This is a genomic window from Pseudomonas sp. JAI120 (assembly GCF_014207255.1).
GTDB lineage: Bacteria > Pseudomonadota > Gammaproteobacteria > Pseudomonadales > Pseudomonadaceae > Aquipseudomonas.
In genome coordinates, this window is record NZ_JACHCZ010000002.1 from 580,654 (window position 1) to 606,032 (window position 25,379).

Genomic DNA, 25,379 nt, shown 5'->3' on the forward strand with positions numbered 1-25,379 from the left:
CCTTGCAGCAGTTACTGCTGATCCGGTCGGGACGTCGGCGCTTCGTTGACCCCGATGCGCTTGGCCGCCCAGCGTTCATAAAGGCCGATGGCGACGTCTGCGCCGGCCATGGCGGTCAGGCAGCCAATGGCGCCGGCGGTCCAGATCGACATGCCGGCGGCGTAGCACAGCATCAATGCCGAGACCCCGCAGACCATGCATGCCCCGGACCGTAGGGCCAGGCGCCGGACCAGCGACCAACCGCGGGCGCCCTCCTTGTCGGCGCGCCACATTTCGCCGGATACGCCGCCGATCAGGGCCAGTGCGATCACCAGCCAGATAGGCATTTCCGCTAACGCTTGCTGCTCGTTTGTCATGTCACGCCTCCTGGCTGAGCAATGCCGGCGAAGGGCCGGCTTTCGGGTAAATCCATTTATAGGTAGGCATTCCAAAAAGCCCGGTTGCCCGGGCTTTTCAGTAATGCGGTCCAGCTTCGATCTTTCGGCGCTACTGGCGCGGTACGGATCTTTCCTCAATGTTTTTCCGACCACGATCCCTGTCTGCCGGATAACTGCTTCTGGTGCTTTACGCTGCACACCCGGGTCAGTTGCCAACCCTCTGAACCGTTAAGGCCGGTTCATCGCTGCCTGTTCTTGCAAAGCTGTGAAACTAAAGAGCGTCGGCATCCTTGCCGGTGTTGCCTGACATCCCTGCCATCGCTCTGATGGCGTCCTTGCCGATGTTGCGTGCCTTCCTTGTCTTCCTTGGCAGCATCCTTGCCGCCTCCACCAGGCCTTGTTGGCTGGCTTGAGATGAAGAGTATGCATGTATGCATATACAGTCAATACACAAATGCATTTATTTTCAACATGCTCATGCATGGATGCATTTCCGACCTTACGGGTAAAGGGTTTGACGATTTTCTAGAGACGAAAAAAAGCCCGCTCGATGGCGGGCTTTCTCTTACACAAGAAGGTTAACGGGCGTACATCCCCCACCAGAACACATGGCCAAGGATGCTGATCTGCTCATCCTGAATATCCTGGAAGCTGTAGTCCTCATCCGGGTGTTCATCGCGATTGAAACTACGCAGGCGAATCCCGGAAGGCAGGCGATAGAGCTGTTTCACCCGCAACTGGCCGTTGTGATTGATGGCATACAAGTCGCCATCGACGATGTCGCCGATGCCACTTTTGCCAGCATTCACGCCGACCGTCGCGCCGTCGCGCAGTACCGGCAACATACTGTTGCCGCGCACCGTCACACACTTGGCCTGGTCGAACTGCACACCGTTATGCCGCAGGCTGCGCTTTCCAAAACGCAGGCTGGCCTTCTCGCTTTCCTCGATGACGAATCTTCCTGATCCAGCAGCCAATTCAACCTCGCGCAGAAAGGGGATCGACACCTCGTCATCATTAACTGGGGTGTCGTCGTCCCACAGGCTTATATCCTTGAGTTCCGAATGCATCGGGTCGCGCCCGTCATCGCGCAAAGCCCCCACTGCTGCGCGCCCGCGCAGTTGGTCGGTGCTGACGCGGAAGTACTCGGCGATGCGCGAGATGTGTTTATCCGACGGATCAACGATCTTGCCGCTGAGGATCCGGGACAACGTGGATTGAGGCACGCCAGTACGCCGGTGAAGCTCCGTAGGGGAGATCCGGTCGCGGTCCAGCAGCTCTCTCAAGACGATAGAAACGTTGCGTTTTTGCATAGCGGGGATAGTGAAGGGAGTTTTCGAGGTTGGCAAATGCTAATTTGCATAATCCATGCATTAATAATGCATTTGCCATGCCTGCGTCGCCTTCAACCTTGCGTGCTAACCTTGCCGCCATCACAAAACATGCCGGGCCAAGAGCCCCCTTTAGCCCATTTGAAGCGGTATGCGGAAAACCAAGAATGACCCAATGGCGAAATCAGAGCTTCTGGGGCAAGGCATGGATCTATGCTCTGCTGGCACTCTTCATGATAATTTCCGATGGCTCAGATCTTAGCTCGCTGGGCGACGGGGGCTCATCCAATCGCAAGCGCGTCTTCAGCCCGGGATTTATTGTGCTATGCGTTTTCGTCGCAGTGATTGAATTGACAGCGCTGAACCATTTTTATGGGGCAAACGCATGAGTCAGGCGCTGTAGTACAACGTTAAAGCCGCCCCAATCAAGTAAGGCTGCTCGGCCCCTGCAACGAAGCCTTGCGCATTTAAATTAATGCACCACCCCCTTTGCGTTTTACCTATCCGCTTGCGACCTGCGAAGGGCCGACCTCGCGTGTTAACCTTGCGGCCATTGCAAAATCAGCAGGGCCGAGCGCCCCACCTTTGCCCCACTCCTTTCAACGAATTTGCCTATTATCCAATGAGTAAAAACACGTCCGATCTGTCCTCCCACACCCCGATGATGCAGCAGTACTGGCGCCTGAAAAACCAGCACCCTGATCAGTTGATGTTCTATCGCATGGGCGACTTCTACGAGATCTTCTATGAAGACGCGAAGAAGGCGGCCAAGTTGCTGGACATCACCCTGACCGCGCGCGGGCAGTCGGCGGGGCAGTCGATTCCGATGTGCGGGATTCCCTACCATTCGTTGGAAGGCTACCTGGTCAAGCTGGTGAAGCTAGGCGAGTCGGTGGTGATCTGTGAGCAGATCGGCGATCCGGCCACCAGCAAGGGCCCAGTGGAACGCCAGGTGGTGCGCATTATTACGCCGGGGACGGTGAGTGATGAGGCGCTGCTGGATGAGCGTCGCGATAACCTGATCGCCGCGGTGCTGGGCGATGAGCGCTTGTTCGGGCTTTCGGTATTGGACATCACCAGCGGCAATTTTAGCGTGTTGGAGATCAAGGGCTGGGAGAACCTGCTGGCAGAGCTGGAGCGCATCAACCCGGTGGAGTTGTTGATCCCGGATGATTGGCCGAAGGATCTGCCAGCGGAAAAACGTCGTGGGACCAAGCGTCGTGCGCCGTGGGATTTCGAGCGTGATTCGGCGCTGAAAAGCCTGTGCCAGCAGTTCTCGGTACAAGACCTGAAGGGCTTCGGCTGCGAAACCCTGACCCTGGCCATCGGCGCTGCCGGCTGCCTGCTCAGCTACGCCAAGGAAACCCAACGCACCGCCCTGCCGCATTTGCGCAGCCTGCGCCATGAGCGCCTGGACGACACCGTGGTGCTCGATGGCGCGAGCCGTCGCAACCTGGAACTGGACACTAACCTGGCCGGCGGGCGCGATAATACGTTGCAATCGGTGGTCGACCGTTGCCAGACGGCCATGGGCAGCCGCTTGCTGACCCGCTGGCTGAACCGTCCACTGCGGGATTTGACGGTACTGCAAGCGCGTCAGACATCTATTACCTGCCTGCTGGACGGCTATCGCTTTGAAAAGCTGCAACCGCAGTTGAAGGAGATCGGCGATATCGAGCGCATCCTGGCGCGGATCGGCTTGCGCAATGCGCGGCCCCGCGACCTGGCGCGTCTGCGCGATGCCCTCAGCGCCCTGCCGCAACTGCAAGTGGCAATGACCGAGCTGGATACCCCTCACCTGCAACAGCTCGCTGTAACGGCTGGTACCTACCCGGAACTGGCAGCGCTGTTGGAAAAGGCCATCATCGACAACCCGCCGGCGATCATCCGTGACGGTGGCGTACTCAAGACCGGCTACGACAGCGAACTGGACGAACTGCAGTCCCTGAGCGAAAACGCCGGGCAGTTCCTGATCGACCTCGAAGCCCGCGAAAAAGCCCGCACCGGCCTGGCCAACCTGAAGGTGGGCTACAACCGCGTGCATGGCTACTTTATCGAGTTGCCGAGCAAGCAGGCCGAGTCGGCGCCCATCGACTATCAACGCCGCCAGACACTCAAAGGTGCCGAGCGTTTCATCACGCCCGAACTGAAAGAGTTCGAAGACAAGGCGCTGTCGGCCAAGAGCCGTGCCCTGGCCCGGGAAAAGATGCTCTACGAGGCCTTGCTCGAAGACTTGATCAGCCAACTCGCACCGCTGCAGGACACCGCTGCTGCTCTGGCGGAACTGGACGTGCTGAGCAACCTCGCCGAGCGGGCGCTGAACCTCGACCTGAACTGCCCGCGCTTTGTCAGCGAGCCGTGCATGCGCATCGTGCAGGGGCGTCACCCGGTGGTGGAACAGGTGTTGACCACGCCGTTCGTCGCCAACGACCTGTCGCTGGATGACGATACCCGCATGTTGGTGATCACCGGTCCGAACATGGGCGGTAAATCCACCTACATGCGTCAAACCGCGTTGATCGTACTGCTGGCGCATATCGGCAGTTTTGTACCGGCAGCCAGTTGCGAGCTGTCCCTGGTGGACCGCATCTTCACCCGGATCGGCTCCAGCGATGACCTGGCCGGTGGCCGCTCGACCTTTATGGTGGAAATGAGCGAGACCGCGAATATCCTGCACAACGCCACCGAGCGCAGCCTGGTGCTGATGGACGAAGTGGGACGCGGCACCAGCACCTTCGACGGCCTGTCCCTGGCTTGGGCTGCGGCCGAACGGCTGGCGCACCTGCGTGCCTATACGTTGTTCGCCACCCACTACTTCGAACTGACCGTGCTGCCGGAAAGCGAGCCGCTGGTGGCCAACGTGCATCTCAATGCCACCGAGCACAACGAACGCATCGTGTTCCTGCATCACGTGCTGCCCGGGCCCGCCAGCCAGAGTTACGGCCTGGCCGTGGCGCAGTTGGCCGGCGTGCCGAACGACGTGATCACCCGTGCCCGCGAGCACCTCAGCCGCCTGGAAACCACGGCCCTGCCCCATGAAACCGTAGTTGCCAGCCCAGCCAAGACGAGCCGCAAACCCGCTGCGCCGCACCAGAGCGATATGTTCGCCAGCCTGCCCCACCCGGTGCTGGATGAGTTGGCAAAGCTTGACCTGGACGACTTGACGCCGCGAAAAGCGCTAGAAATGTTATATGCACTGAAGACTCGGATATAACGCTGACGCTTACAAGCTGATAGACTCTCGCGCGGTTTGGGATGCTGCTGGCTTTTAGCCTGGCCTGCAGACTATCGCTCCCAAACCTCGCGAGCCCTACCACAAAGGGTTTCGCTGCCGCCGCCTGAGGAGAGAATTAGAAATGACCTTCGTCGTCACCGACAACTGCATCAAGTGCAAGTACACCGACTGCGTAGAAGTGTGTCCGGTGGACTGCTTCTACGAAGGGCCGAATTTCCTGGTTATCCACCCGGACGAGTGCATTGACTGCGCCCTGTGTGAGCCTGAATGCCCGGCCGTCGCTATTTTCTCCGAGGACGAAGTCCCGGCGGATATGCAGGAATTTATTCAGTTGAACGTCGAGCTGGCGGAAATCTGGCCGAATATCACTGAGAAGAAAGAACCGCTTCCAGACGCGGAAGAGTGGGATGGCAAGAAAGGCAAAATCAAAGACCTTGAGCGCTAACGCGCTGCTGCCCTCCCAAAAAGGCCCCTTGCGGGCCTTTTTTGCATTCAGGGGCAGGCGTTCACTTTTCTACAGGCAAAAAAAAGGGGCGGTATGACCCGCCCACATTTTTTCCCTAGTCCCTGTGTTCCTTTTCATCATCCTGATGAATCGCATCCTGCGACGTTCCTTCAACCATCGTTCCTTGATGGCTGTGTCAATCCGTGGACACAGGGCTGATGTTAGAGAGTTCCCAGGGAAGTTCAACGGGATCCAACCCGGGCACCGACAGGCTTCAGCGTACAGACAAATATAAATAATTGTTATATTTCAAACAGATAGAAAAATCTCTCAAGGATTCGAGACGCACCCCCCCAGCAAAAAAACCAAACACTTACGAGAAAGTAAGTGAATGCTTACACGAGCAATTGCGTAAAAGCGCAAGGGAACCCCGTTGACCGATCCCCAGGCAAGAAAAAGCCCCGACAACGTCGAGGCTTCTTGTCCTTCAGCGAGTTCAGTCGTCGCTGACCGTAATCGTCGGCATTGCCGGGGCGGCCGCTTCCTGCAGGACGATCCGCGCGCCCACATGACGAGCCAGCTCCTGGTAGATCAGGGCGATCTGACCATCGGGCTCTGCCGCTACAGTGGGCTTGCCGCCGTCGGCCTGTTCACGAATGCCCATCGCCAATGGCAACGAGGCCAGCAGTTCAACGCCGTACTGGGTCGCCAGCTTCTCGCCACCGCCCTCGCCGAACAGGTGCTCGGCGTGACCGCAGTTGGAGCAGATATGCACCGCCATGTTCTCCACGACACCCAGCACCGGGATGTTGACTTTGCGGAACATCTCCACGCCTTTTCTGGCGTCCAGCAGCGCCAGATCCTGGGGCGTGGTCACGATCACCGAGCCGGCCACCGGGACTTTCTGCGCCAGGGTCAGCTGGATATCGCCGGTGCCTGGCGGCATGTCGATCACCAGGTAATCCAGGTCGCCCCAGGCAGTCTGGGTAACCAATTGCAGCAGGGCGCCGGAGACCATCGGTCCACGCCACACCATAGGCGTGTTGTCATCGGTCAGGAACGCCATGGACATGACTTCCACGCCCATGGATTCGATCGGCACGAACCACTTCTGGTCCTTGACCTTAGGTCGCGTGCCTTCGGCGATGCCGAACATCACGCCTTGGCTTGGGCCGTAGATGTCGGCGTCGAGAATCCCCACGCGCGCGCCTTCACGGGCCAGGGCCAGGGCCAGGTTGGCCGCCGTGGTGGATTTGCCCACGCCGCCCTTGCCGGAAGCGACTGCCACCACGTTCTTGACATTGGCCAGGCCTGGGATCTGCGCCTGGGCCTTGTGCGCGGCAATCACGCACTGGATGTCGACTTTGGCCGAACGCACACCGTCGAGGCCCTCGATGGCGATTTGCAGCATCTGCGCCCAACCGCTCTTGAACAGGCCGGCGGCATAACCCAGTTCCAGTTGAACCGAGACCTGATCGCCCTGGATTTCGATGGCGCGTACACAACCGGCGCTGACCGGGTCCTGGTTCAAATAGGGGTCGGTGTACTGGCGAAGAACGGCTTCCACCGCTGCGCGATTGACGGCGCTCATGGGCTACTCCCGAAAAAAGACTGACTGAAACAGGCGGCTATCCTAACCGTTCCAGCGGCGTTACGGCACGCTTTCGCAGATGCAGAAGATTCTGAAACAGCGCCACGGGGTGAAATAAATTTCCCGGCGCTTTATAGTGGCCGACCTCCGTTTCATCAAGTAGCCGAGCCCCATGTCCGAGCCACGCAAGATCCTCGTCACCAGCGCCCTGCCCTATGCCAATGGTTCCATCCATCTTGGCCATATGCTTGAGTACATCCAGACCGATATGTGGGTGCGCTTCCAGAAGCATCGCGGCAATCAATGCATCTATGTCTGCGCAGACGACGCCCACGGTTCGGCCATCATGCTGCGCGCCGAAAAGGAAGGGATCACCCCGGAACAACTGATCGCCAATGTGCAGGCTGAACACAGCGCCGACTTTGCCGAGTTCCTGGTGGATTTCGACAATTTCCATTCGACCCATTCCGAAGAAAACCGTGAGCTGTCGAGCCAGATCTACCTGCGGTTGAAAGACGCCGGGCACATTGCCACGCGCTCGATCACGCAGTATTTCGACCCGGAAAAGAAAATGTTCCTGGCCGACCGCTTCATCAAGGGCACCTGCCCGAAATGCGGCACTGAAGACCAGTACGGCGACAACTGCGAGAAGTGCGGTGCCACCTATGCCCCCACCGACCTGAAGGATCCTAAGTCGGCGATCTCCGGCGCCACACCGGTGCTCAAGGATTCCCAGCACTTCTTCTTCAAGCTCCCGGATTTCCAGCAGATGCTGCAAACCTGGACCCGCAGCGGCACCCTGCAGGACGCCGTGGCGAACAAGATCGCCGAATGGCTGGACGCAGGCCTGCAGCAGTGGGACATCTCCCGCGATGCGCCGTACTTCGGCTTCGAGATCCCTGGCGAGCCCGGCAAATACTTCTATGTGTGGCTGGACGCGCCGATCGGCTACATGGCCAGCTTCAAGAACCTCTGCGACCGCACGCCGGAGCTGGACTTCGACGCGTTCTGGAGCAAGGACTCCACCGCCGAGCTGTACCACTTCATCGGCAAGGACATCGTCAATTTCCACGCCCTGTTCTGGCCAGCCATGCTCGAAGGTTCGGGCTACCGCAAGCCCACCGGCATCGCCGTACATGGCTACCTGACGGTCAACGGCCAGAAGATGTCCAAGTCCCGTGGCACCTTTATCAAGGCACGCACTTATCTGGATCACCTGTCGCCGGAATATCTGCGCTACTACTACGCCTCCAAGCTGGGCCGTGGTGTGGACGACCTCGACCTGAACCTGGAAGACTTCGTACAAAAGGTCAATTCGGACCTGGTCGGCAAGGTGGTCAACATCGCCAGCCGTTGCGCCGGGTTTATTCACAAGGGCAACGCGGGCCTGCTGGTGGCCGAGAATGCCGCGCCGGAACTGACCGACGCGTTCCTGGCTGCCGCGCCAAGCATCGCGGACGCCTATGAAGCCCGCGACTTCGCCCGCGCCATGCGCGAGATCATGGGCCTGGCTGACCGCGCCAACGCCTGGATTGCCGACAAGGCCCCCTGGTCGCTGAACAAGCAGGAAGGCAAGCAGGCTGAGGTCCAGGCGATCTGCGCCACCGGCGTCAACCTGTTCCGCCAGTTGGTGATCTTCCTCAAGCCGGTGCTGCCGTTGCTGGCCGCCGACGCCGAGGCGTTCCTCAATGTCGCGCCGCTGACCTGGAACGACCACTCCACCTGGCTCAGCAACCATCAGTTGAACGAATTCAAGCCTTTGATGACCCGTATCGACCCAGTCAAGGTCCAGGCCATGACCGACGCATCGAAAGAAGACCTGGCCGCCAGCCAGACCGATACCGGCGAATCGAAACCGACCGGTAACGGCGAGCTGGCCAAAGACCCGATTTCTCCGGAAATCGACTTTGACGCCTTTGCTGCCGTGGACCTGCGTGTGGCGCTGATCATCAAGGCCGAAGCAGTGGAAGGTGCGGACAAGCTGCTGCGCCTCACACTGGATATTGGTGACGAACAACGCAACGTGTTCTCCGGGATCAAGAGCGCTTATCCGGACCCGTCCAAGCTCGATGGTCGCCTGACCATGATGATTGCCAACCTCAAGCCGCGGAAAATGAAGTTCGGCATCTCCGAAGGCATGGTGATGGCGGCAGGCCCTGGCGGCGAAGAGATCTACCTGCTGAGCCCGGACAGTGGCGCCAAGCCGGGTCAACGTATCAAGTAAGCCCTGCAAAACAGCCCTGTCGTTTCTGCGACGGGGCTTTTCAGCTAGTCCCCCTTTCTCGCTTGCCGGATAATCAGACCCTGTTTGTTCAACCGGCACGCCAATGATCACTCCATGAATCTGATTCAACGTATCGACGCGCTGCTGCCGCAGACACAATGCGGCAAGTGCGGGCACCCGGGCTGCAAGCCTTACGCCGAAGGTATCGCGCGCGGCGAGGCGATCAACAAGTGTCCGCCCGGAGGACAGGAGACCATCGCTGGCCTTGCGCTATTGCTGCGTGTGCCGGTTCTGGAACTGGACACCAGCCGCGGGGAAGCGCCGGCCCAGGTCGCCTACATCCGCGAGGCCGAATGCATCGGCTGCACCAAATGCATCCAGGCATGCCCGGTGGACGCGATTGTCGGCGCCGCCAAGTTGATGCACACCGTTATCATCGATGAGTGCACCGGTTGCGACCTGTGTGTCGCGCCCTGCCCTGTCGACTGCATTGAGATGCGCCCACTGGCCACAGGGCTGCCTATCGTTGGCGGCCTGGCAGCGAACGAAAACGAGCGCCGTGAACGAGGCTTCAAGCGCGACCGTGCCCGGCAACGCTTTGAACAACGCAATGCGCGCCTGCGACGGGAAGAAGAACACAGGATTGCCCAACGTTTGGCGCGGGCCCAGCGCTCAGCGCCAGTGCCCCCCTTGCCACTTGACGCAGTGCGGGCCACCCAGGATGCGGCGGTAAAAAAAGCCAAGATCAATGTGGCCATGAGCCGCGCCCAATTGCACAAATCCTTGAAGGCTTTTGGGCACCCGCCGACCTTTGACCAGCAATCCCAGCTGATCGCCCTGCAACAGCAGTTCGAGGCAGCGGAGCAGGTATTGGCAGCCTTGGACCAGCATCACACACCCGCGACACCGCTGCCTGCCGTCAACAACCCCGACCTCAAGCGCGCCAAAATCCAACTGGCGATGCGCCGAGCCGAGTTGAAGAAAGCCCTGGATCAACAGGCTGATCCGCAACAATTGGCCGACGCGCAACACAAGCTCGATGACGCGCAGCGCCAAGTAGACGCCCATGGTGCATGACTGAATAATCCTGGGGGTTGTTACGGTCCATCGCCGACACCACATTGATATCCGTCGGGTTGATCCCGCTCGCAGGCTCCCAGGCCTGGCCCCATTATTCGAAACTACGCTGACCGCCCGAAAGGAAGCCTGAACCCCATGAACGCCGCAAAACGCCTGGAAATTTTCCGCAGGCTTCACGAAGACAATCCGGAGCCCAAGACCGAACTGGCCTACTCCTCGCCGTTCGAGTTATTGATTGCAGTGATCCTGTCGGCCCAATCCACGGACGTCGGCGTCAACAAGGCCACGGCCAAGCTTTACCCCGTGGCAAACACGCCAGAGGCGATTTATGCCTTGGGTGTAGATGGGTTATCGGAGTACATCAAGACCATCGGCCTGTACAACAGTAAGGCCAAGAATGTCATCGAGACCTGCCGCTTGCTGATAGAACGGCATGACAGCGAAGTGCCACAAACCCGCGAAGCGCTGGAAGCCCTGCCGGGGGTGGGCCGCAAAACCGCCAACGTGGTGCTCAACACCGCATTCCGGCAATTGACCATGGCCGTGGACACCCACATTTTTCGGGTCAGTAACCGAACCGGCATAGCCCGTGGCAAGAACGTGGTCGAAGTGGAAAAGCAGCTGATGAAGTTCGTGCCCAAGCCATACCTGCTCGACTCTCACCACTGGCTGATCCTGCACGGGCGCTATGTTTGCCAGGCCCGCAAGCCGCGCTGCGGCAGCTGTCGCATCGAAGACCTTTGCGAATATAAGGACAAGACATCCGACGATTGAGGGTCCATTGGTTTTCTCGATCAGCCGATTGAAAAAATCTTTTTTACCCATTCATGGATTATCGTTATAAGGAGCGCCAACGGCAGTCTTACTCCGGAGTTAACGTTATGAGCACTGACAAAGAACAGTTGGACGTAGAAGACGACCTCGTTGAGTCGGAGGACGATGGCGCAGAGGCACCTGTGGCAGAGGTCGCCAAGACCAATCTGAGCAAACGCCGTACTATCGACAACCTTCTGGAAGAACGACGCTTGCAAAAACAACTGGCCGACTACGATTTCGACCTCTAATCAAGCGGTCGACGGCCGGAAGCCTCCCTGACGGAGGCTTTTTTCTGCCGGTTACGCGGCCTGTGTGCAGTGCTGTGCCCTCACCTATACCAAGCCGTTACGCTGAGCCAACTCGATCAGGTCCACGAGAGAGCGGGCATTGAGCTTGAGCAGCAGACGAGTCTTGTAGGTGCTGACGGTCTTGTTGCTGAGAAACATACCGTCGGCAATCTCCTTGTTTGTTCTGCCCCGAGCCAATTGCTGCAACACCATCATCTCCCGGCCCGACAGACGCTCGACCATATCAGCCTCACTGGCATTGCCCATGGTGGAGCGTACCGAGTTGAGTGCCTGGTTTGGAAAATAGCTGTAGCCCGACAAAACCGCCTTGATCGCACTCAGCAACTCGGTCAGGTCCTGTTGCTTGCACACATAGCCAGCAGCGCCCGCCTGCATACAACGCATGGAAAAGTGACCTGGGGCCTGGGAGGTGAGCACCAGGACCTTGAACGGTACAGCCTGTTTGGTAGACGAAAGCCGGCAAATAACTTCCAGGCCATCGAGTTTGGGAATCCCAATATCCAGTATGACAATGTCCGGCATATGCTCCCGCGCAAGTTGCAACGCATCGACACCGTTATTGGTCTCGGCAACGACCTCATAACCATGACGTTCCATTAGCATACGCACAGCAAGACGAATGACGGGATGATCATCCACGATCAGCACTTTATTCATGAGAAAGTCCAATTTCGCTGTTCGAATTATTTAGAGCAAACACAATAGCCTAGTCGTTTCCTAGTTGGCATAGCGTTCCCCCCCGAGCAACAGCAAGCAGAGACCCACCCCACAACGATAAAGGAAACCCCCTACAAAAAAACACCGATTCGGATGTTTCCAGTTTTATGGAGCCTTTCAGAACTTTCCGGGGCATCACATATTTTGAGTGAAATTTCCAGAGTCCCCAGGGGATAAGGTAAACGTGCCGTACGCAACTATCAGGAAATGCCCCTTGCCTGGCGACTGCAGGTGCCGGAGCTGGCAGAGAAAAATCGGTAGTTTCAGTTCCATTTAACATATTTACTTACATCCTTATTTCCTACAGAATTTTTGACTTCTTACGTACTCCTCGCATCTATATGAGTGAATTATCTGTAAGACTGGTTCCTACATAAATGATAAAAAATCATTCACCCGACAAAAAAACCAGCGACCCGATAAGTTGGAGCACTGATTAAACAAGTTTAAACAACGTGGACTTAATCAAAATCTCCAGGCAAAAAAAATGGCCCCTTGAACAAGGGGCCATTTTTTACAACAGGCTAAACACTCAGAACAACGAACGGCCTTTGTTGGCAGCAATGCGCATGCGCAATGCATTCAACTTGATAAAGCCCGCTGCGTCGGCCTGGTTATAGGCGCCGCCATCTTCTTCGAAGGTGGCGATGTTGGCGTCGAACAGCGAGTCATCGGATTTGCGGCCGGTAACGATCACATTGCCCTTGTACAACTTCAGACGCACAACGCCGTTCACGTGGGCCTGGGAAGCGTCGATCATCTGTTGCAGCATCAGACGCTCAGGGCTCCACCAGTAGCCGGTATAGATCAGGCTGGCGTACTTGGGCATCAGCTCGTCTTTGAGGTGAGCCACTTCACGGTCCAGGGTGATGGATTCGATGGCGCGGTGGGCACGCAGCATGATGGTGCCACCGGGGGTTTCGTAGCAGCCACGGGACTTCATGCCCACATAGCGGTTCTCGACGATGTCGAGGCGGCCGATGCCGTGTTCGCCACCGATACGGTTCAGGGTCGCCAATACAGTGGCCGGGGTCATTTCCACGCCGTCCAGCGCGACGATGTCGCCGTTGCGGTAGGTCAGTTCCAGGTACTGCGGCTTGTCTGGAGCGTTCTCCGGGGAGACGGTCCATTTCCACATGTCTTCTTCGTGCTCGGTCCAGGTGTCTTCCAGCACGCCGCCTTCATAGGAGATGTGCAGCAGGTTGGCGTCCATCGAGTACGGGGACTTCTTCTTGCCATGACGCTCGATCGGGATCGCGTGCTTTTCAGCGTAATCCATCAGCTTTTCACGGGACAGCAGGTCCCATTCACGCCAAGGGGCAATCACTTTCACGCCGGGCTTGAGCGCGTAGGCACCCAGTTCGAAACGCACCTGGTCGTTGCCCTTGCCGGTAGCGCCATGGGAAATGGCATCAGCGCCGGTTTCGTTGGCGATTTCGATCAGGCGCTTGGCGATCAGCGGACGTGCGATGGAAGTACCCAGCAGGTACTCGCCTTCGTAGACGGTGTTGGCGCGAAACATCGGGAAGACGAAATCGCGGACGAACTCTTCGCGCAGGTCGTCAATGTAGATCTCTTTCACGCCCATGGCTTGCGCCTTGGCACGTGCAGGTTCGACCTCTTCGCCCTGACCCAGGTCAGCGGTGAAGGTCACCACTTCACAGTTATAAGTATCCTGCAGCCACTTGAGGATCACCGAAGTGTCCAGGCCGCCGGAATACGCGAGAACGACCTTGTTTACGTCGGCCATGCCATCACTCCACGGGGTTTTACGGAAAGGCGTCGATTCTACCGATCAAAACCGTGGATTTACAGGGGCGCGACAGCAAATGAAGATAAAGCGACAGATTATGTCGAGCGAGCGACCGATGGTCGCACGTTACGAAGTGTGCGCAGGGTTGCTCGGGCCAGTGACCTGGGGGGCCGGCTTCTCGGGGGCAGCCACACGTTCGAGCTGAATATTCACACGGCGGTTACGGGCCCGGTTGGCGGCAGTAGTGTTGGGCGCCAAGGGGTAACTTTCGCCATGGAACCGCAGGGTGATCTGGGACTCCGGGATACCGTTGGCCTTGAAGTAGTCCATCACCGCCAGCGCGCGACGGCGGGAAACATCACGGTTGCTCAGGCGATTGCCGCTGTTGTCCGAGTGACCGTTCAACTCGATATGGTTGACGGTCGGGTCCGCCTTCATGAATTCGAGAATCACCGCCAGCTTCTGCTTCGCCGCAGCGTCCAACTCGATGCCGCCACCGGGGAAGCCCACTTCGGTCTGCTTGACCTGATCGTAATTCATCGGCAGCAATTTGGCCGTGCACAGCTGATAGTCGCTGTAGGCCTTGTTGAATTTCACCGGCAGCAGGCGAATCTCTGAATAGCCACCCTCGCGTCCATAGTGCCGCACAGTGGGCGAGCGTCCATCGAGCAACCCGTTGAAAAGACGCCCGGCCTGGGCCTGAGAGCTATTGAAGAGCACATCACCGCTGCCGGCACGTACGGCACCGAGATTGATGTCACCCCGACCGGGCTGCCAGGGGGCAGCGGCGGCCAACAAGGTGGCCGACCCTGCACCCAGCGATCCGTTATAGGCTTTCAGACGAAACGTCGCCTGCTCGCCGGCCCGGCGCACGAACTCACCCGAACCGAAGTCGGTGATCGGCTGGGTCAGGCGGCACTCGAACTTGTCCCCCTCTACCTTCCACTCAATGTTCTCCAGACGTGTCTGGAACGTGAGGGCCATCGCAGGCAGGCTGGCGAACACACTGAGCAAGGCTAGATAATGCTGGCGCACGGGAGGCTCCACTGGTTTCTACAACACTTCAAAGCGTCATACATCGATAAGGCATACGAAAGGCTATCGGATGCATCCCGCAAAACTTGATAGCGAGTGCCTGCAAGAGTCTTTTCCGGTAGCATTCCCACCAGATTGACCCGCCTGGAATCCCCAATGTCCGACCGCCTGACCCTGCTGCGTCCCGACGACTGGCATATTCATCTTCGCGATGGTGCTGCGTTGCCCCAAACCGTGGCCGATGTAGCGCGTACGTTTGGCCGCGCCATCATCATGCCTAACCTGGTACCACCGGTGCGTAACGCCGCCGAAGCCGACGCCTATCGCCAGCGTATCCTCGCTGCACGGCCGGCCGGCAGCCGCTTCGAACCGTTGATGGTGCTCTACCTCACCGACCGTACCCAACCTTCCGAGATCCGTGAGGCCAAGGCCAGCGGCTTCGTGCACGCCGCCAAGCTGTACCCGGCCGGCGCAACCACCAACTCCGACTCCGGCGTGACCAGCATCGACAAGATCCTGCCCGCCATCGAAGCCATGGCCGAAGTCGGCATGCCGCTGCTGATCCACGGTGAAGTCACCCGTGGTGATGTGGACGTGTTCGATCGCGAGAAGATCTTCATCGACGAGCATATGCGCCGTGTGGTCGAGCTGTTCCCGACCCTCAAGGTGGTGTTCGAGCACATCACCACGGCCGATGCCGTGCAGTTCGTCACCGAGGCCTCGGCCAACGTCGGCGCGACCATCACCGCTCATCACCTGCTGTACAACCGCAACCACATGCTGGTGGGCGGGATTCGGCCGCACTTCTATTGCCTGCCGATCCTCAAGCGCAATACCCACCAGGTGGCCTTGCTGGATGCTGCGACCAGCGGTAATCCGAAGTTTTTCCTCGGCACCGACTCTGCGCCCCACGCTCAGCACGCCAAGGAAGCCGCATGCGGTTGTGCCGGTTGCTACACCGCGTTCGCCGCCATCGAGTTGTATGCCGAAGCGTTCGAACAGCGCAACGCCCTGGATAAACTCGAAGGTTTCGCCAGCCTCAATGGCCCGCGTTTCTACGGCCTGCCAGCGAATACCGACCGCATTACCCTGGTCCGTGAAGACTGGACCGCCCCTGCCAGCCTGCCGTTTGGCGAGCTGACCGTTATCCCGCTGCGCGCCGGTGAAACACTGCGCTGGCGCCTGCTGGAGGAAAGCAAGTGAGTGAAGACCATTACGATGACGAACACGAGCACAGTGGTGGCGGCTCCCGCCACCCGATGGCCGAGCGGTTTCGCGGCTATCTGCCGGTTGTCATCGACGTAGAAACCGGTGGTTTCAACTGCGCCACCGACGCCCTGCTGGAAATCGCCGCGACCACCATTGGCATGGACGAACAGGGCTTTGTGTTCCCGGAGCACACCCACTTCTTCCGCGTCGAGCCGTTTGAAGGCGCGAACATCGAAGCAGCGGCCCTGGAATTCACCGGGATCAAGCTCGACCACCCACTGCGCATGGCAGTCAGTGAGGAAGCGGCGCTGACCGATATCTTCCGTGGCGTACGCAAGGCCTTGAAGGCCAATGGCTGCAAGCGCGCGATCCTGGTCGGGCATAACAGCAGCTTCGACCTGGGCTTCCTCAACGCCGCCGTGACGCGGTTGGACATGAAGCGTAACCCGTTCCACCCGTTCTCCAGTTTCGACACCGCCACCCTCGCCGGCCTGGCCTATGGCCAGACCGTATTGGCCAAGGCCTGCCAGGCGGCCGGTATCGACTTCGACGGTCGCGAAGCCCACTCGGCCCGCTACGACACCGAGAAGACGGCCGAACTGTTCTGCGGCATCGTCAACCGCTGGAAACAAATGGGCGGCTGGGAAGACTTCGGCGACTGAGGTCAAATCCCAATCGGCATAAAAAAACCGGCCTTCTCAGGCCGGTTTTTTTGTCCCGCGAATCTGGCTTACAGCTTGCCAGCGTTCTCGGTCAGGTAAGCCGCAACGCCTTCTGGCGAAGCGTTCATGCCCTTGTCACCTTTTTTCCAATTGGCAGGGCAGACTTCGCCGTGCTCTTCGTGGAATTGCAGGGCGTCGACCAGACGGATCAGCTCTTCCATGTTACGGCCCAGTGGCAGGTCGTTGATGATCTGGGAGCGTACAACGCCCTTGTCGTCGATCAGGAACGCGCCACGGAAAGCCACGCCGCCTTCGGACTCAACGTCGTAGGCCTTGGCGATGTCGTGCTTCATGTCGGCAGCCATGGTGTATTTGACTTTGCCGATGCCGCCATCGTTGATGGCAGTATTGCGCCAGGCGTTATGGGTGAAATGGGAGTCGATGGAAACGGCAACCACTTCAACGTTACGCGCCTTGAAATCGTCCATGCGGTGGTCCAGAGCGATCAGCTCCGAAGGGCAGACGAAGGTGAAGTCCAGCGGGTAGAAGAACACCAGGCCGTATTTGCCTTTGATGGCTTCAGACAGTTTGAAGCTGTCAACGATTTCGCCATTGCCGAGCACGGCAGGTACGTCGAAATCCGGGGCTTGTTTGCCGACGAGTACGCTCATTGGGTATCTCCTGATGTAAAGGTGACGATTGAAGTAAAAGGACCGGCCCTGAGTCTGCCGCATTCAAGCGACAGCCCTGTGACGCAGTCACGCTTCGCGAAGACCGACCATCATACACTGAAAAAACCGTTCGTCAGCGTGAGGGCAACGCAGGCAAATACCCTACGAATCTACTTTGACAATCATTCTCGTTAACATTAAGATCCATCGCACTTAAGCCTTAAACCCGCGACGGTTCTCCCTTATGTATGTGTGCCTGTGTAATGGCGTCACCGACGGACAAATCCGCGAAGCGATCTACGAAGGTTGCTGCAGCTACAAGGAAGTACGTGAAACCACCGGCGTTGCCAGCCAGTGTGGTAAATGTGCTTGCCTCGCCAAGCAAGTGGTACGGGAAACCCTGACGCAGCTGCAAACAGCCCAGGCTGCGCTCCCCTACACAGCAGAATTTACACACGCATAATTGGCGTGTTTTAAAGAGCCGGACTTAGTGTCCGGTTTTTTTATGCCTTTAATTCAATTAGTTAGCGCCAAGACGCGGAACACAAACATTCTTATTCCGATTAATTTTCATTTATTATTCAATAACTTAGGTTTGACACTAGGGTTTTCGCCGCTCAAACTCCGCCTTATACACAGCTATTACAGGGCAGGACCCCAGTCATGAAAGGCGACATCTCAGTCATCCAGCAACTCAACAAAATCCTTGCCAATGAACTGGTCGCGATCAATCAGTACTTCCTGCATGCGCGCATGTACGACGATTGGGGCCTGGAAAAGCTTGGCAAGCGCGAATACAAAGAATCCATCAAGGCCATGAAGGACGCCGACGCGCTGATCAAGCGCATCCTGTTCCTGGAAGGGCTGCCGAACGTCCAGGACCTGGGCAAGCTGAACATCGGCGAGCACACCCAGGAAATGATCAGCAGCGACCTGGGCTTCGAGCGCAAGAGCCACAGCGACCTCAAGGCCGCCATTGCGCACTGCGAAACCAAAGGCGACTTCGGCAGCCGTGAACTGCTGGAAGACATCCTGGAAGACCAGGAAGAACATATCGACTGGCTTGAAACCCAATTGGGCCTGATCGACAAAGTCAGCCTGGAGAACTACCTGCAATCGCAGATGGGCGAATAACCCCCTCGCTCACAGGTACAAAAAAGCCCCGCTCTCTCACGAGAAGCGGGGCTTTTTATTGCAGGCGAATCAAGCGTCGGTCTTGGCCGCCGCGTTTGCCGCTGCATCTTTGATCAACGCCTGCAACGAACCATCAGCTGCCATTTCAGTGATGATATCGCTACCGCCGACCAGTTCACCGGCTACCCACAGTTGTGGGAACGTAGGCCAGTTGGCGTACTTCGGCAGGTTGGCGCGGATTTCCGGGTTTTGCAGAATATCCACGTAAGCGAACTTCTCGCCACACTGCATCACAGCCTGGGAAGCCTTCGCGGAGAAACCGCACTGAGGAGCGTTAGGTGCGCCCTTCATGTAAAGCAGAATGGTGTTGTTGGCAATCTGCTCTTTGATCGTTTCGATGATATCCATGGAACACCTCGGCTGGAACTTTGCGACTCACAGGTCGGCACGGTGGCGCATTGTAACGCAAAATTCCAACGCGGTGCTCGGGCGCCTTATGCGGCAGCGACTTGGACCGGTACACCATTCAATGCCGCATTGCCCGATAACTCATCCAATTGCCGCTCGTCGGTCAAGTCATTGGCGCTCGCCCCCGGTAGCTCGCTGGCGATGGTCATCTGCACGCCCGGACGGCCGTGGCCCCAACCATGGGGCAGGCTGACGACGCCGGGCATCATGTCCAGGCTGGCGACCACCTCCACCTCGATCATGCCGATACGTGAACTGACGCGCACCCGCTGCCCATCTGCCAACTGGCGACTGGCCAGGTCGTCGGGATGCATATGCAGCTGGTGCCGAGGCTTACCCTTCACCAGCCGGTGATAGTTATGCATCCAGGAATTATTACTGCGCACATGGCGACGGCCGATCAGCAGCAACTCGCCAGCCACCGGCATCGGCTGCGCCGCAAAGCGCGCCAGATCCGCCAGAATCACTGCCGGTGCTGCCTGCACTTTGCCATCCACGGTTTTCAAGCGCGCGGCAAGATTGGGCTTGAGCGGCCCCAGGTCCATGCCATGAGGATGATCCGCCAGCTTCGCCACCGACAACTTATGGCTCGACGCATCACCATAAGCACCGGCGCGCAACCCGAAGTCGATCATTTGCGCAGGCGGCATGGTTGGCTTGAGCGCCATACCGGTCTGCGCAGCGAATGCCGTGGCCAGGCCGACAAAAATCTCCCAGTCATGCAGTGCCCCCTCAGGCTTGGGCAGGATCGCGCGATTGAAACGTGTGACATTGCGCACGGCGAACATATTGAACGTGGTGTCGTAGTGGTCGTTTTCCAGTGCCGACGTGGAGGGCAGGATCAGATCGGCATAACGCGTGGTCTCGTTGATATAGAGGTCGACGCTGACCATGAACTCCAAGCCGTCCAGCGCCTGCTCTAACTGGCGGCCATTGGGAGTCGACAGCACCGGGTTGCCCGCCACCGTCACCAGCGCACGGATCTGTCCTTCGCCGCCGGTGAGCATTTCTTCTGCCAATGCAGACACTGGCAACTCGCCACCGTACTCCGGGCGCCCGGACACGCGACTCTGCCAGCGATTGAAATGCCCGCCACCGGTAGACGCGACCAAATCCACCGCCGGACTGGTGCATAACGCACCACCCTCGCGGTCGAGGTTACCGGTGACCAAATTGATCAACTGCACCAGCCAATGACACAGCGTGCCGAACGCCTGGGTCGACACCCCCATACGCCCGTAGCACACCGCTTTATCCGCAGCAGCGAAATCCCGCGCCAACTGGCGGATCTGCCCGGCAGGCACTGCACACTGGCGACTCATGGCTTCGGCGGTAAAACCGGCAATTGCACGACGCACCTCCTCAAGGCCTTCTACCGGCAAATGACTGTCGCGCGTCAGGTTCTCGGTAAACAGCGTATTGAGTACCCCGAACAGCAGCGCCGCATCCCCACCAGGCCGCACGAACAGGTGCTGATCAGCGATCGCCGCCGTCTCACTGCGCCGAGGATCGACCACCACTACTTTGCCACCCCGGGCCTGGATGGCCTTGAGGCGCTTCTCCACATCGGGCACGGTCATGATGCTGCCATTGGAGGCCAACGGGTTGCCGCCCAGGATCAGCATGAAGTCGGTGTGGTCGATGTCCGGAATCGGCAGCAACAGGCCGTGGCCGTACATCAGGTGGCTGGTGAGGTGATGGGGCAACTGGTCAACGGAGGTGGCAGAAAACCGGTTGCGCGTCTTGAGCAGGCCCAGGAAGTAGTTACTGTGGGTCATCAGCCCATAGTTGTGCACGCTGGGGTTGCCCTGGTACACCGCCACCGCATTCTGCCCATGCCGCGCCTGGATGCCCGCCAGCCGCTCGGCGACCAGGGCAAACGCCTCATCCCACGGGATGGGCTGCCATTCGCTGCCCACCCGCAACATGGGCTGATGCAGGCGGTCAGGATCATTCTGGATGTCCTGCAACGCCACAGCCTTCGGGCAGATGTGGCCACGGCTGAAGCTGTCCAGCGCGTCGCCCTTGATCGAGGTGATCGCCAGGCTGCCGTCTTCGGCTTGGGTGGTTTCCAGGGTCAGGCCACAAATGGCTTCACACAGATGGCATGCACGGTGGTGGAGAGTCTTGGTCATGGCCAGTCTCTTTATTGGGCTTTGGCCTGACTATGGGCCGTGACCCTGACAGGCACCAGCATCGTTAGTCCTGTGAATCGAGAGCCATCAAGCCAGGCCATGAGCAAACATGAGCAAATGTTACAGAACCTGTAATCAACCCCTGAAACCGACGCAGCCTGGCCCAAGCCCGCCCCCGCGCATTGCAAAAGGTTGCGGCGTCAGTGTACAAATGGCCCGCTGCTGTCTGGAAATCGTCTTCAAAAGCGCTAGCGCGCCCGTCTGAACATCCGTAAAAACCGTAGCCCTATTGGTAAGACGCGACATTTAATTATAAGATCGCGCCTTCCCCTATTTCGTCGCCCCGTGCGGCTTTCGCCGCAGGTCTCGCCCGTTGTCACAATAAACAAGGCTTTGAGTATCTGCGGTCTGTTGCAAAAAGGTAGTTAATGATGAGCGCAAGGCACTTTCTCTCCCTGATGGATTGCACGCCCGAAGAGCTGGTCAGCGTGATCCGTCGAGGCATTGAGCTTAAAGACCTGCGTAACCGCGGCGTACTGTTCGAGCCTTTGAAAAACCGCGTGCTCGGGATGATTTTCGAGAAGTCGTCGACCCGCACTCGCCTGTCCTTCGAAGCCGGCATGATCCAGTTGGGTGGCCAGGCCATCTTCCTGTCGCCGCGTGACACCCAACTGGGCCGTGGCGAGCCGATCAGCGACTGCGCGATCGTCATGTCGCGCATGCTCGATGCGGTGATGATCCGCACCTTTGCCCACAGCACCCTGACCGAATTCGCCGCCTACTCCCGCGTGCCAGTGATCAATGGCCTGTCCGATGACCTGCACCCGTGCCAGTTGCTGGCCGACATGCAGACCTTCCTTGAGCACCGTGGCTCGATACAAGGCAAGACCGTGGCCTGGATCGGTGACGGCAACAACATGTGCAACAGCTATATAGAAGCGGCGATTCAGTTCGACTTCCACCTGCGCATTGCCTGCCCGGAAGGCTTCGAGCCGGCTGCCGAGTTCCTGGCCAAGGCCGATGGCCGCGTGCAAATCCTGCGCGATCCAAAGGATGCAGTGATCGGCGCGCACCTGGTCAGCACCGACGTCTGGACCTCGATGGGCCAGGAAGACGAAACGGCCAAGCGTCTCGCTATGTTCGCTCCCTATCAGGTTACGCGGGAACTGCTCGACCTGGCCGCGCCCGATGTACTGTTCATGCACTGTCTGCCGGCACACCGTGGCGAAGAGATCAGCCTCGACCTGCTCGACGACACGCGCTCCGTGGCTTGGGACCAGGCCGAAAACCGCCTGCATGCCCAGAAGGCCCTGCTCGAATTCCTCGTCGAGCCGGCGTACCACCACGCATGAGCCAGCCCTTACTGCTGAACTTGCGCAATCTGGCATGCGGCTATCAGGATCAACGGGTGGTGCAGAACCTCAATCTGCACCTCAACGCCGGCGATATCGGTTGCCTGCTCGGTTCTTCGGGCTGCGGCAAAACCACAACGTTGCGGGCGATTGCCGGATTTGAGCCGGTGCACGAAGGCGAAATCAGCCTCGCCGGCGAAGTGATCTCCAGCGCCGGTTTTACTCTGGCACCGGAGAAACGTCGCATCGGCATGGTGTTCCAGGACTACGCGCTGTTTCCCCACCTCAGCGTGGCCGACAACATCGCCTTCGGCATTCGCAAACACCCGCAAAAAGACCGCGTGGTCGCCGAACTGCTGGAATTGGTCAACCTGAAGAACCTGGGCAAGCGATTCCCCCACGAACTGTCGGGCGGCCAACAGCAACGCGTCGCCCTCGCCCGCGCCCTGGCGCCGGAGCCACAACTGTTGCTGCTGGACGAGCCGTTCTCCAACCTCGACGGCGAACTGCGGCGCAAGCTCAGCCACGAGGTACGCGATATCCTCAAGGCGCGGGGCACCAGTGCGATCCTGGTCACCCATGACCAGGAAGAGGCGTTCGCCGTGAGTGATCACGTCGGAGTCTTCAAGGAAGGCCGCCTGGAGCAGTGGGACACGCCCTACAACCTCTATCACGAACCACTGACGCCTTATGTCGCCAGCTTTATTGGGCAGGGCTATTTCATCCGCGGCCAATTAAGTTCGCCCGATTCCGTCCATACCGAACTGGGGGACCTGCGCGGTAACCGGGCCTACACCTGGCCTACGGGCGGTGCAGTTGACGTCTTGCTACGCCCGGACGACATCGTCTACGCGCCGGACAGCCCCTTGAAAGCGCGGATCGTCGGCAAGACCTTCCTCGGCGCGTCGACCTTGTACCGCCTGCAACTGCCGACCGGCGCGCAGCTGGAGTCGATTTTCCCGAGCCATGCCGACCATCAGGTGGGCGCCGAGGTGGGCATTCGCGTAGCCGCTGAGCATTTGGTGCTGTTCCAGGCGTCAGGCAGCATCGCGGCGCAGGTGCCTCGATCCGAGTCCGGCGTACGGCGCTATAGCCCGGCTGGCTGAGTCGATGATCAACGTGTGGGAGGGGCTTACCCCCTCCCACATTGGCTCTCCAGTGGCCAGGAATTACACCCGGCCAATTTCTGCAAATTTGGCCTGGGTATGTTCCGCCAGCACCGCGGCGGACAACTCCACCTCCAGCCCCCTTCTCCCCGCACTCACAAAAATTGTCGCAAACGGCTGCGCCGTCACGTCGATAAATGTGCGCAAACGCTTTTTCTGCCCCAGCGGGCTGATACCGCCCAGCAGGTAACCGGTAGAACGCTGCGCCGCGGCTGGATCCGCCATTTCGACTTTTTTTACCCCGGCCGCATGAGCAAGGGCTTTTAGGTCAAGACTTCCGACGACCGGCACTACAGCCACCAATAATTCGCCTTTTTCGCTGCTGGCCAACAAAGTCTTGAATACCCGCCCCGGGTCGAGGCCCAATTTTTCTGCGGCCTCCAGACCATAGGAGGCCGCCTTGGGGTCATGTTCATAACTGTGGATGCGATGTTCGGCGCGAACTTTTTTCAACAAATCCAGTGCGGGTGTCATGAAGTCTCCGGGCGTGGCAAACAGATGGCCAATTCTAGGCCAACCCCATACAAAACGCTCTAGTCCGCCCTCCACGCCGACGAGACTTAACGCAGAGGGCGTGATCATTCATCAAACCAATAGTTCGAAAGTGACCGACAGTTCACTTTCGACCTTTGACAGCCGTCATTCTTGTCTATATTTTTTCGTTTCCGAATACTGTAGGAATGCCTCTACAGAGTTCCAGCAGTAAGCCGTGCCTTGGATGGGGATCCTCGTCACGGTGAAAATCGCGCAACCGCCCGTTGAGGCCGTGCGCCAGACAAGAACAACAATCGAGGTTTTCCATGACAACTGCTCTTCAACAGCCTTCACTTTCAAGCCAATGCATGGCTGAGTTCCTGGGGACTGCGCTTCTGATCTTCTTCGGTACGGGATGTGTCGCTGCGCTCAAGGTCGCGGGTGCCAGCTTTGGGTTATGGGAAATCAGTATCATCTGGGGGATCGGCGTCAGCATGGCGATCTACCTGAGCGCCGGCATCTCCGGGGCTCACCTCAACCCAGCGGTGAGTATCGCCCTGTGTATTTTTGCGGATTTCGAAAAGCGCAAACTGCCCTTCTACATTCTTGCCCAAGTCGCCGGCGCCTTCTGCTCGGCCGCGCTGGTGTACACCCTCTACAGCAACCTGTTTTTCGATTACGAACAAACTCACCACATGGTCCGCGGCACCCAAGCCAGTCTGGAATTGGCGTCGGTATTCTCCACCTACCCTCACGCGCTGCTGAGCACCGCCCAGGCCTTCCTGGTGGAAATGGTCATTACCGCGATCCTGATGGGCGTGATCATGGCCCTTACCGATGACAACAACGGCCTGCCGCGCGGCCCGCTGGCCCCCCTGCTGATCGGACTGCTGATTGCGGTGATTGGCAGCGCCATGGGGCCGCTGACCGGTTTTGCGATGAACCCGGCGCGGGATTTCGGGCCCAAGCTGATGACCTTTTTCGCCGGCTGGGGTGAAATGGCCTTCACTGGCGGCCGCGATATTCCTTACTTCCTGGTTCCGATTTTCGCGCCGATTGTCGGCGCATGCCTCGGTGCTGCGGCCTATCGCGGGCTGATTGCCCGCCACTTGCCGAGCGCCGCACCTGCTATAGCTGAAACAACTGACACGGCTGTCAACGGCAAGACTCGTATTTCCTGAAAGCGCCAGCCTGGT

Annotated in this window: 24 protein-coding genes; 14 read left to right on the forward strand and 10 right to left on the reverse strand. The window is 58.7% G+C overall.

The genetic code is table 11. The annotated features are described in order from the left end of the window. Positions 1-11: 11 nt before the first annotated feature. The gene (locus HDC32_RS14540) at positions 12-356 is read right to left on the reverse strand and encodes a phage holin family protein (RefSeq protein WP_131697366.1); all 345 of its coding nucleotides are present in this window, start codon (positions 354-356) and stop codon (positions 12-14) included. A 599-nt stretch (positions 357-955) separates the two neighbouring features. Next, positions 956-1,699, reverse strand: a complete 744-nt coding sequence (locus tag HDC32_RS14545; protein WP_178116720.1) for an XRE family transcriptional regulator — start codon at positions 1,697-1,699, stop codon at positions 956-958. Between the two features lie 176 nt (positions 1,700-1,875). Here HDC32_RS14545 and HDC32_RS14550 point away from each other — a divergent pair, with 176 nt between their 5' ends. The 3 genes from HDC32_RS14550 to fdxA all read left to right on the forward strand — a co-directional run bounded on the left by HDC32_RS14550 (position 1,876) and on the right by fdxA (position 5,388). Then, on the forward strand, positions 1,876-2,097 hold the full coding sequence (locus HDC32_RS14550; RefSeq protein WP_145335648.1) for a hypothetical protein: 222 nt from the start codon (positions 1,876-1,878) through the stop codon (positions 2,095-2,097). A gap of 233 nt (positions 2,098-2,330) precedes the next feature. Next, positions 2,331-4,922: a DNA mismatch repair protein MutS gene (gene mutS / locus HDC32_RS14555; RefSeq protein ID WP_131697367.1), complete on the forward strand. Its 2,592-nt coding sequence runs from the start codon at positions 2,331-2,333 to the stop codon at positions 4,920-4,922. 142 nt (positions 4,923-5,064) lie between these two features. Then, entirely contained in the window at positions 5,065-5,388 is a 324-nt protein-coding gene (gene fdxA, locus HDC32_RS14560) for a ferredoxin FdxA (RefSeq protein ID WP_053137462.1), read from the forward strand. A gap of 496 nt (positions 5,389-5,884) precedes the next feature. Here the strand turns inward: fdxA and apbC are convergent, their stop codons facing one another. After that, entirely contained in the window at positions 5,885-6,979 is a 1,095-nt protein-coding gene (apbC, locus tag HDC32_RS14565; RefSeq protein WP_131697368.1) for an iron-sulfur cluster carrier protein ApbC, read from the reverse strand. Positions 6,980-7,151: 172 nt separating this feature from the next. Between apbC and metG the strand changes: the two genes are divergently transcribed. The 4 genes from metG (at position 7,152) to HDC32_RS14585 (ending at position 11,347) form a co-directional block, all read left to right on the forward strand. Continuing rightward, positions 7,152-9,203 (forward strand): methionine--tRNA ligase, encoded by a 2,052-nt coding sequence (metG, locus tag HDC32_RS14570; protein ID WP_184744509.1) that lies wholly within the window; start codon positions 7,152-7,154, stop codon positions 9,201-9,203. A 114-nt stretch (positions 9,204-9,317) separates the two neighbouring features. After that, positions 9,318-10,280: an electron transport complex subunit RsxB gene (gene rsxB, locus HDC32_RS14575; protein WP_145335124.1), complete on the forward strand. Its 963-nt coding sequence runs from the start codon at positions 9,318-9,320 to the stop codon at positions 10,278-10,280. Positions 10,281-10,418: 138 nt separating this feature from the next. Continuing rightward, entirely contained in the window at positions 10,419-11,057 is a 639-nt protein-coding gene (nth, locus tag HDC32_RS14580) for an endonuclease III (protein WP_131697371.1), read from the forward strand. A gap of 107 nt (positions 11,058-11,164) precedes the next feature. Then, positions 11,165-11,347 carry a PA3496 family putative envelope integrity protein gene (locus tag HDC32_RS14585; RefSeq protein WP_090408779.1) on the forward strand — a complete coding sequence of 61 codons (183 nt, stop codon included), beginning with the start codon at positions 11,165-11,167 and terminating at the stop codon, positions 11,345-11,347. 84 nt (positions 11,348-11,431) lie between these two features. Here HDC32_RS14585 and HDC32_RS14590 read toward each other — a convergent pair whose 3' ends face one another. From HDC32_RS14590 to HDC32_RS14600, 3 genes are all read right to left on the reverse strand, one after another. Further along, complete coding sequence (locus tag HDC32_RS14590; protein WP_027604587.1) at positions 11,432-12,064, reverse strand: response regulator transcription factor; 633 nt, start codon at positions 12,062-12,064, stop codon at positions 11,432-11,434. 592 nt (positions 12,065-12,656) lie between these two features. Continuing rightward, positions 12,657-13,874, reverse strand: coding sequence for an argininosuccinate synthase (locus HDC32_RS14595; protein ID WP_012722490.1), 1,218 nt, complete (start codon positions 13,872-13,874; stop codon positions 12,657-12,659). A 129-nt stretch (positions 13,875-14,003) separates the two neighbouring features. After that, a complete protein-coding gene (locus tag HDC32_RS14600) occupies positions 14,004-14,912 on the reverse strand; it encodes an OmpA family protein (protein WP_145335128.1) in 909 nt (302 codons plus the stop codon). Between the two features lie 156 nt (positions 14,913-15,068). Here HDC32_RS14600 and pyrC point away from each other — a divergent pair, with 156 nt between their 5' ends. Next, on the forward strand, positions 15,069-16,115 hold the full coding sequence (gene pyrC / locus HDC32_RS14605) for a dihydroorotase (protein ID WP_145335130.1): 1,047 nt from the start codon (positions 15,069-15,071) through the stop codon (positions 16,113-16,115). Continuing rightward, positions 16,112-16,783 carry a ribonuclease T gene (gene rnt, locus HDC32_RS14610; RefSeq protein WP_078740972.1) on the forward strand — a complete coding sequence of 224 codons (672 nt, stop codon included), beginning with the start codon at positions 16,112-16,114 and terminating at the stop codon, positions 16,781-16,783. The genes pyrC and rnt overlap by 4 nt, the downstream gene beginning before the upstream one ends. Before the next feature lie 68 nt (positions 16,784-16,851). Here rnt and HDC32_RS14615 read toward each other — a convergent pair whose 3' ends face one another. Beyond that, positions 16,852-17,454, reverse strand: a complete 603-nt coding sequence (locus HDC32_RS14615) for a peroxiredoxin (RefSeq protein WP_003172097.1) — start codon at positions 17,452-17,454, stop codon at positions 16,852-16,854. A 244-nt stretch (positions 17,455-17,698) separates the two neighbouring features. On the opposite strand from HDC32_RS14615, the gene HDC32_RS14620 reads away from it, so the two are divergent. Both HDC32_RS14620 and bfr read left to right on the forward strand, forming a co-directional pair. Continuing rightward, positions 17,699-17,917 carry a bacterioferritin-associated ferredoxin gene (locus HDC32_RS14620; RefSeq protein WP_184744511.1) on the forward strand — a complete coding sequence of 73 codons (219 nt, stop codon included), beginning with the start codon at positions 17,699-17,701 and terminating at the stop codon, positions 17,915-17,917. 200 nt (positions 17,918-18,117) lie between these two features. Further along, a complete protein-coding gene (gene bfr, locus HDC32_RS14625) occupies positions 18,118-18,588 on the forward strand; it encodes a bacterioferritin (RefSeq protein ID WP_012722487.1) in 471 nt (156 codons plus the stop codon). A 69-nt stretch (positions 18,589-18,657) separates the two neighbouring features. On the opposite strand, the gene grxD is transcribed toward bfr, so the two are convergent. Beyond that, positions 18,658-18,996: a Grx4 family monothiol glutaredoxin gene (gene grxD / locus HDC32_RS14630; protein WP_027604591.1), complete on the reverse strand. Its 339-nt coding sequence runs from the start codon at positions 18,994-18,996 to the stop codon at positions 18,658-18,660. An 86-nt stretch (positions 18,997-19,082) separates the two neighbouring features. Continuing rightward, positions 19,083-21,191 (reverse strand): molybdopterin oxidoreductase family protein, encoded by a 2,109-nt coding sequence (locus tag HDC32_RS14635; protein ID WP_184744513.1) that lies wholly within the window; start codon positions 21,189-21,191, stop codon positions 19,083-19,085. A 431-nt stretch (positions 21,192-21,622) separates the two neighbouring features. Between HDC32_RS14635 and argF the strand changes: the two genes are divergently transcribed. Together argF and HDC32_RS14645 are read left to right on the forward strand one after the other, a co-directional pair. Further along, positions 21,623-22,543 carry an ornithine carbamoyltransferase gene (argF, locus tag HDC32_RS14640; RefSeq protein ID WP_131697374.1) on the forward strand — a complete coding sequence of 307 codons (921 nt, stop codon included), beginning with the start codon at positions 21,623-21,625 and terminating at the stop codon, positions 22,541-22,543. Beyond that, complete coding sequence (locus HDC32_RS14645) at positions 22,540-23,649, forward strand: ABC transporter ATP-binding protein (RefSeq protein WP_131697375.1); 1,110 nt, start codon at positions 22,540-22,542, stop codon at positions 23,647-23,649. The genes argF and HDC32_RS14645 overlap by 4 nt, the downstream gene beginning before the upstream one ends. Before the next feature lie 63 nt (positions 23,650-23,712). Here HDC32_RS14645 and ybaK read toward each other — a convergent pair whose 3' ends face one another. Beyond that, a complete protein-coding gene (ybaK, locus tag HDC32_RS14650; RefSeq protein ID WP_145335134.1) occupies positions 23,713-24,183 on the reverse strand; it encodes a Cys-tRNA(Pro) deacylase in 471 nt (156 codons plus the stop codon). 326 nt (positions 24,184-24,509) lie between these two features. Here ybaK and HDC32_RS14655 point away from each other — a divergent pair, with 326 nt between their 5' ends. Continuing rightward, positions 24,510-25,364: an MIP/aquaporin family protein gene (locus HDC32_RS14655; protein ID WP_167654813.1), complete on the forward strand. Its 855-nt coding sequence runs from the start codon at positions 24,510-24,512 to the stop codon at positions 25,362-25,364. Positions 25,365-25,379 lie beyond the last annotated feature (15 nt).

Coding starts and splice junctions, on each gene's coding strand:
- argF (WP_131697374.1), top strand. CDS start 21,623: ATGAGCGCAAGGCACTTTCTCTCCCTGATGGATTGCACGCCCGAAGAG.
- fdxA (WP_053137462.1), top strand. CDS start 5,065: ATGACCTTCGTCGTCACCGACAACTGCATCAAGTGCAAGTACACCGAC.
- bfr (WP_012722487.1), top strand. CDS start 18,118: ATGAAAGGCGACATCTCAGTCATCCAGCAACTCAACAAAATCCTTGCC.
- ybaK (WP_145335134.1), bottom strand. CDS start 24,183: ATGACACCCGCACTGGATTTGTTGAAAAAAGTTCGCGCCGAACATCGC.
- pyrC (WP_145335130.1), top strand. CDS start 15,069: ATGTCCGACCGCCTGACCCTGCTGCGTCCCGACGACTGGCATATTCAT.
- HDC32_RS14550 (WP_145335648.1), top strand. CDS start 1,876: ATGACCCAATGGCGAAATCAGAGCTTCTGGGGCAAGGCATGGATCTAT.
- HDC32_RS14615 (WP_003172097.1), bottom strand. CDS start 17,454: ATGAGCGTACTCGTCGGCAAACAAGCCCCGGATTTCGACGTACCTGCC.
- HDC32_RS14645 (WP_131697375.1), top strand. CDS start 22,540: ATGAGCCAGCCCTTACTGCTGAACTTGCGCAATCTGGCATGCGGCTAT.
- grxD (WP_027604591.1), bottom strand. CDS start 18,996: ATGGATATCATCGAAACGATCAAAGAGCAGATTGCCAACAACACCATT.
- HDC32_RS14595 (WP_012722490.1), bottom strand. CDS start 13,874: ATGGCCGACGTAAACAAGGTCGTTCTCGCGTATTCCGGCGGCCTGGAC.
- nth (WP_131697371.1), top strand. CDS start 10,419: ATGAACGCCGCAAAACGCCTGGAAATTTTCCGCAGGCTTCACGAAGAC.
- HDC32_RS14620 (WP_184744511.1), top strand. CDS start 17,699: ATGTATGTGTGCCTGTGTAATGGCGTCACCGACGGACAAATCCGCGAA.
- apbC (WP_131697368.1), bottom strand. CDS start 6,979: ATGAGCGCCGTCAATCGCGCAGCGGTGGAAGCCGTTCTTCGCCAGTAC.
- HDC32_RS14585 (WP_090408779.1), top strand. CDS start 11,165: ATGAGCACTGACAAAGAACAGTTGGACGTAGAAGACGACCTCGTTGAG.
- HDC32_RS14540 (WP_131697366.1), bottom strand. CDS start 356: ATGACAAACGAGCAGCAAGCGTTAGCGGAAATGCCTATCTGGCTGGTG.
- HDC32_RS14590 (WP_027604587.1), bottom strand. CDS start 12,064: ATGAATAAAGTGCTGATCGTGGATGATCATCCCGTCATTCGTCTTGCT.
- HDC32_RS14635 (WP_184744513.1), bottom strand. CDS start 21,191: ATGACCAAGACTCTCCACCACCGTGCATGCCATCTGTGTGAAGCCATT.
- metG (WP_184744509.1), top strand. CDS start 7,152: ATGTCCGAGCCACGCAAGATCCTCGTCACCAGCGCCCTGCCCTATGCC.
- rsxB (WP_145335124.1), top strand. CDS start 9,318: ATGAATCTGATTCAACGTATCGACGCGCTGCTGCCGCAGACACAATGC.
- HDC32_RS14655 (WP_167654813.1), top strand. CDS start 24,510: ATGACAACTGCTCTTCAACAGCCTTCACTTTCAAGCCAATGCATGGCT.
- mutS (WP_131697367.1), top strand. CDS start 2,331: ATGAGTAAAAACACGTCCGATCTGTCCTCCCACACCCCGATGATGCAG.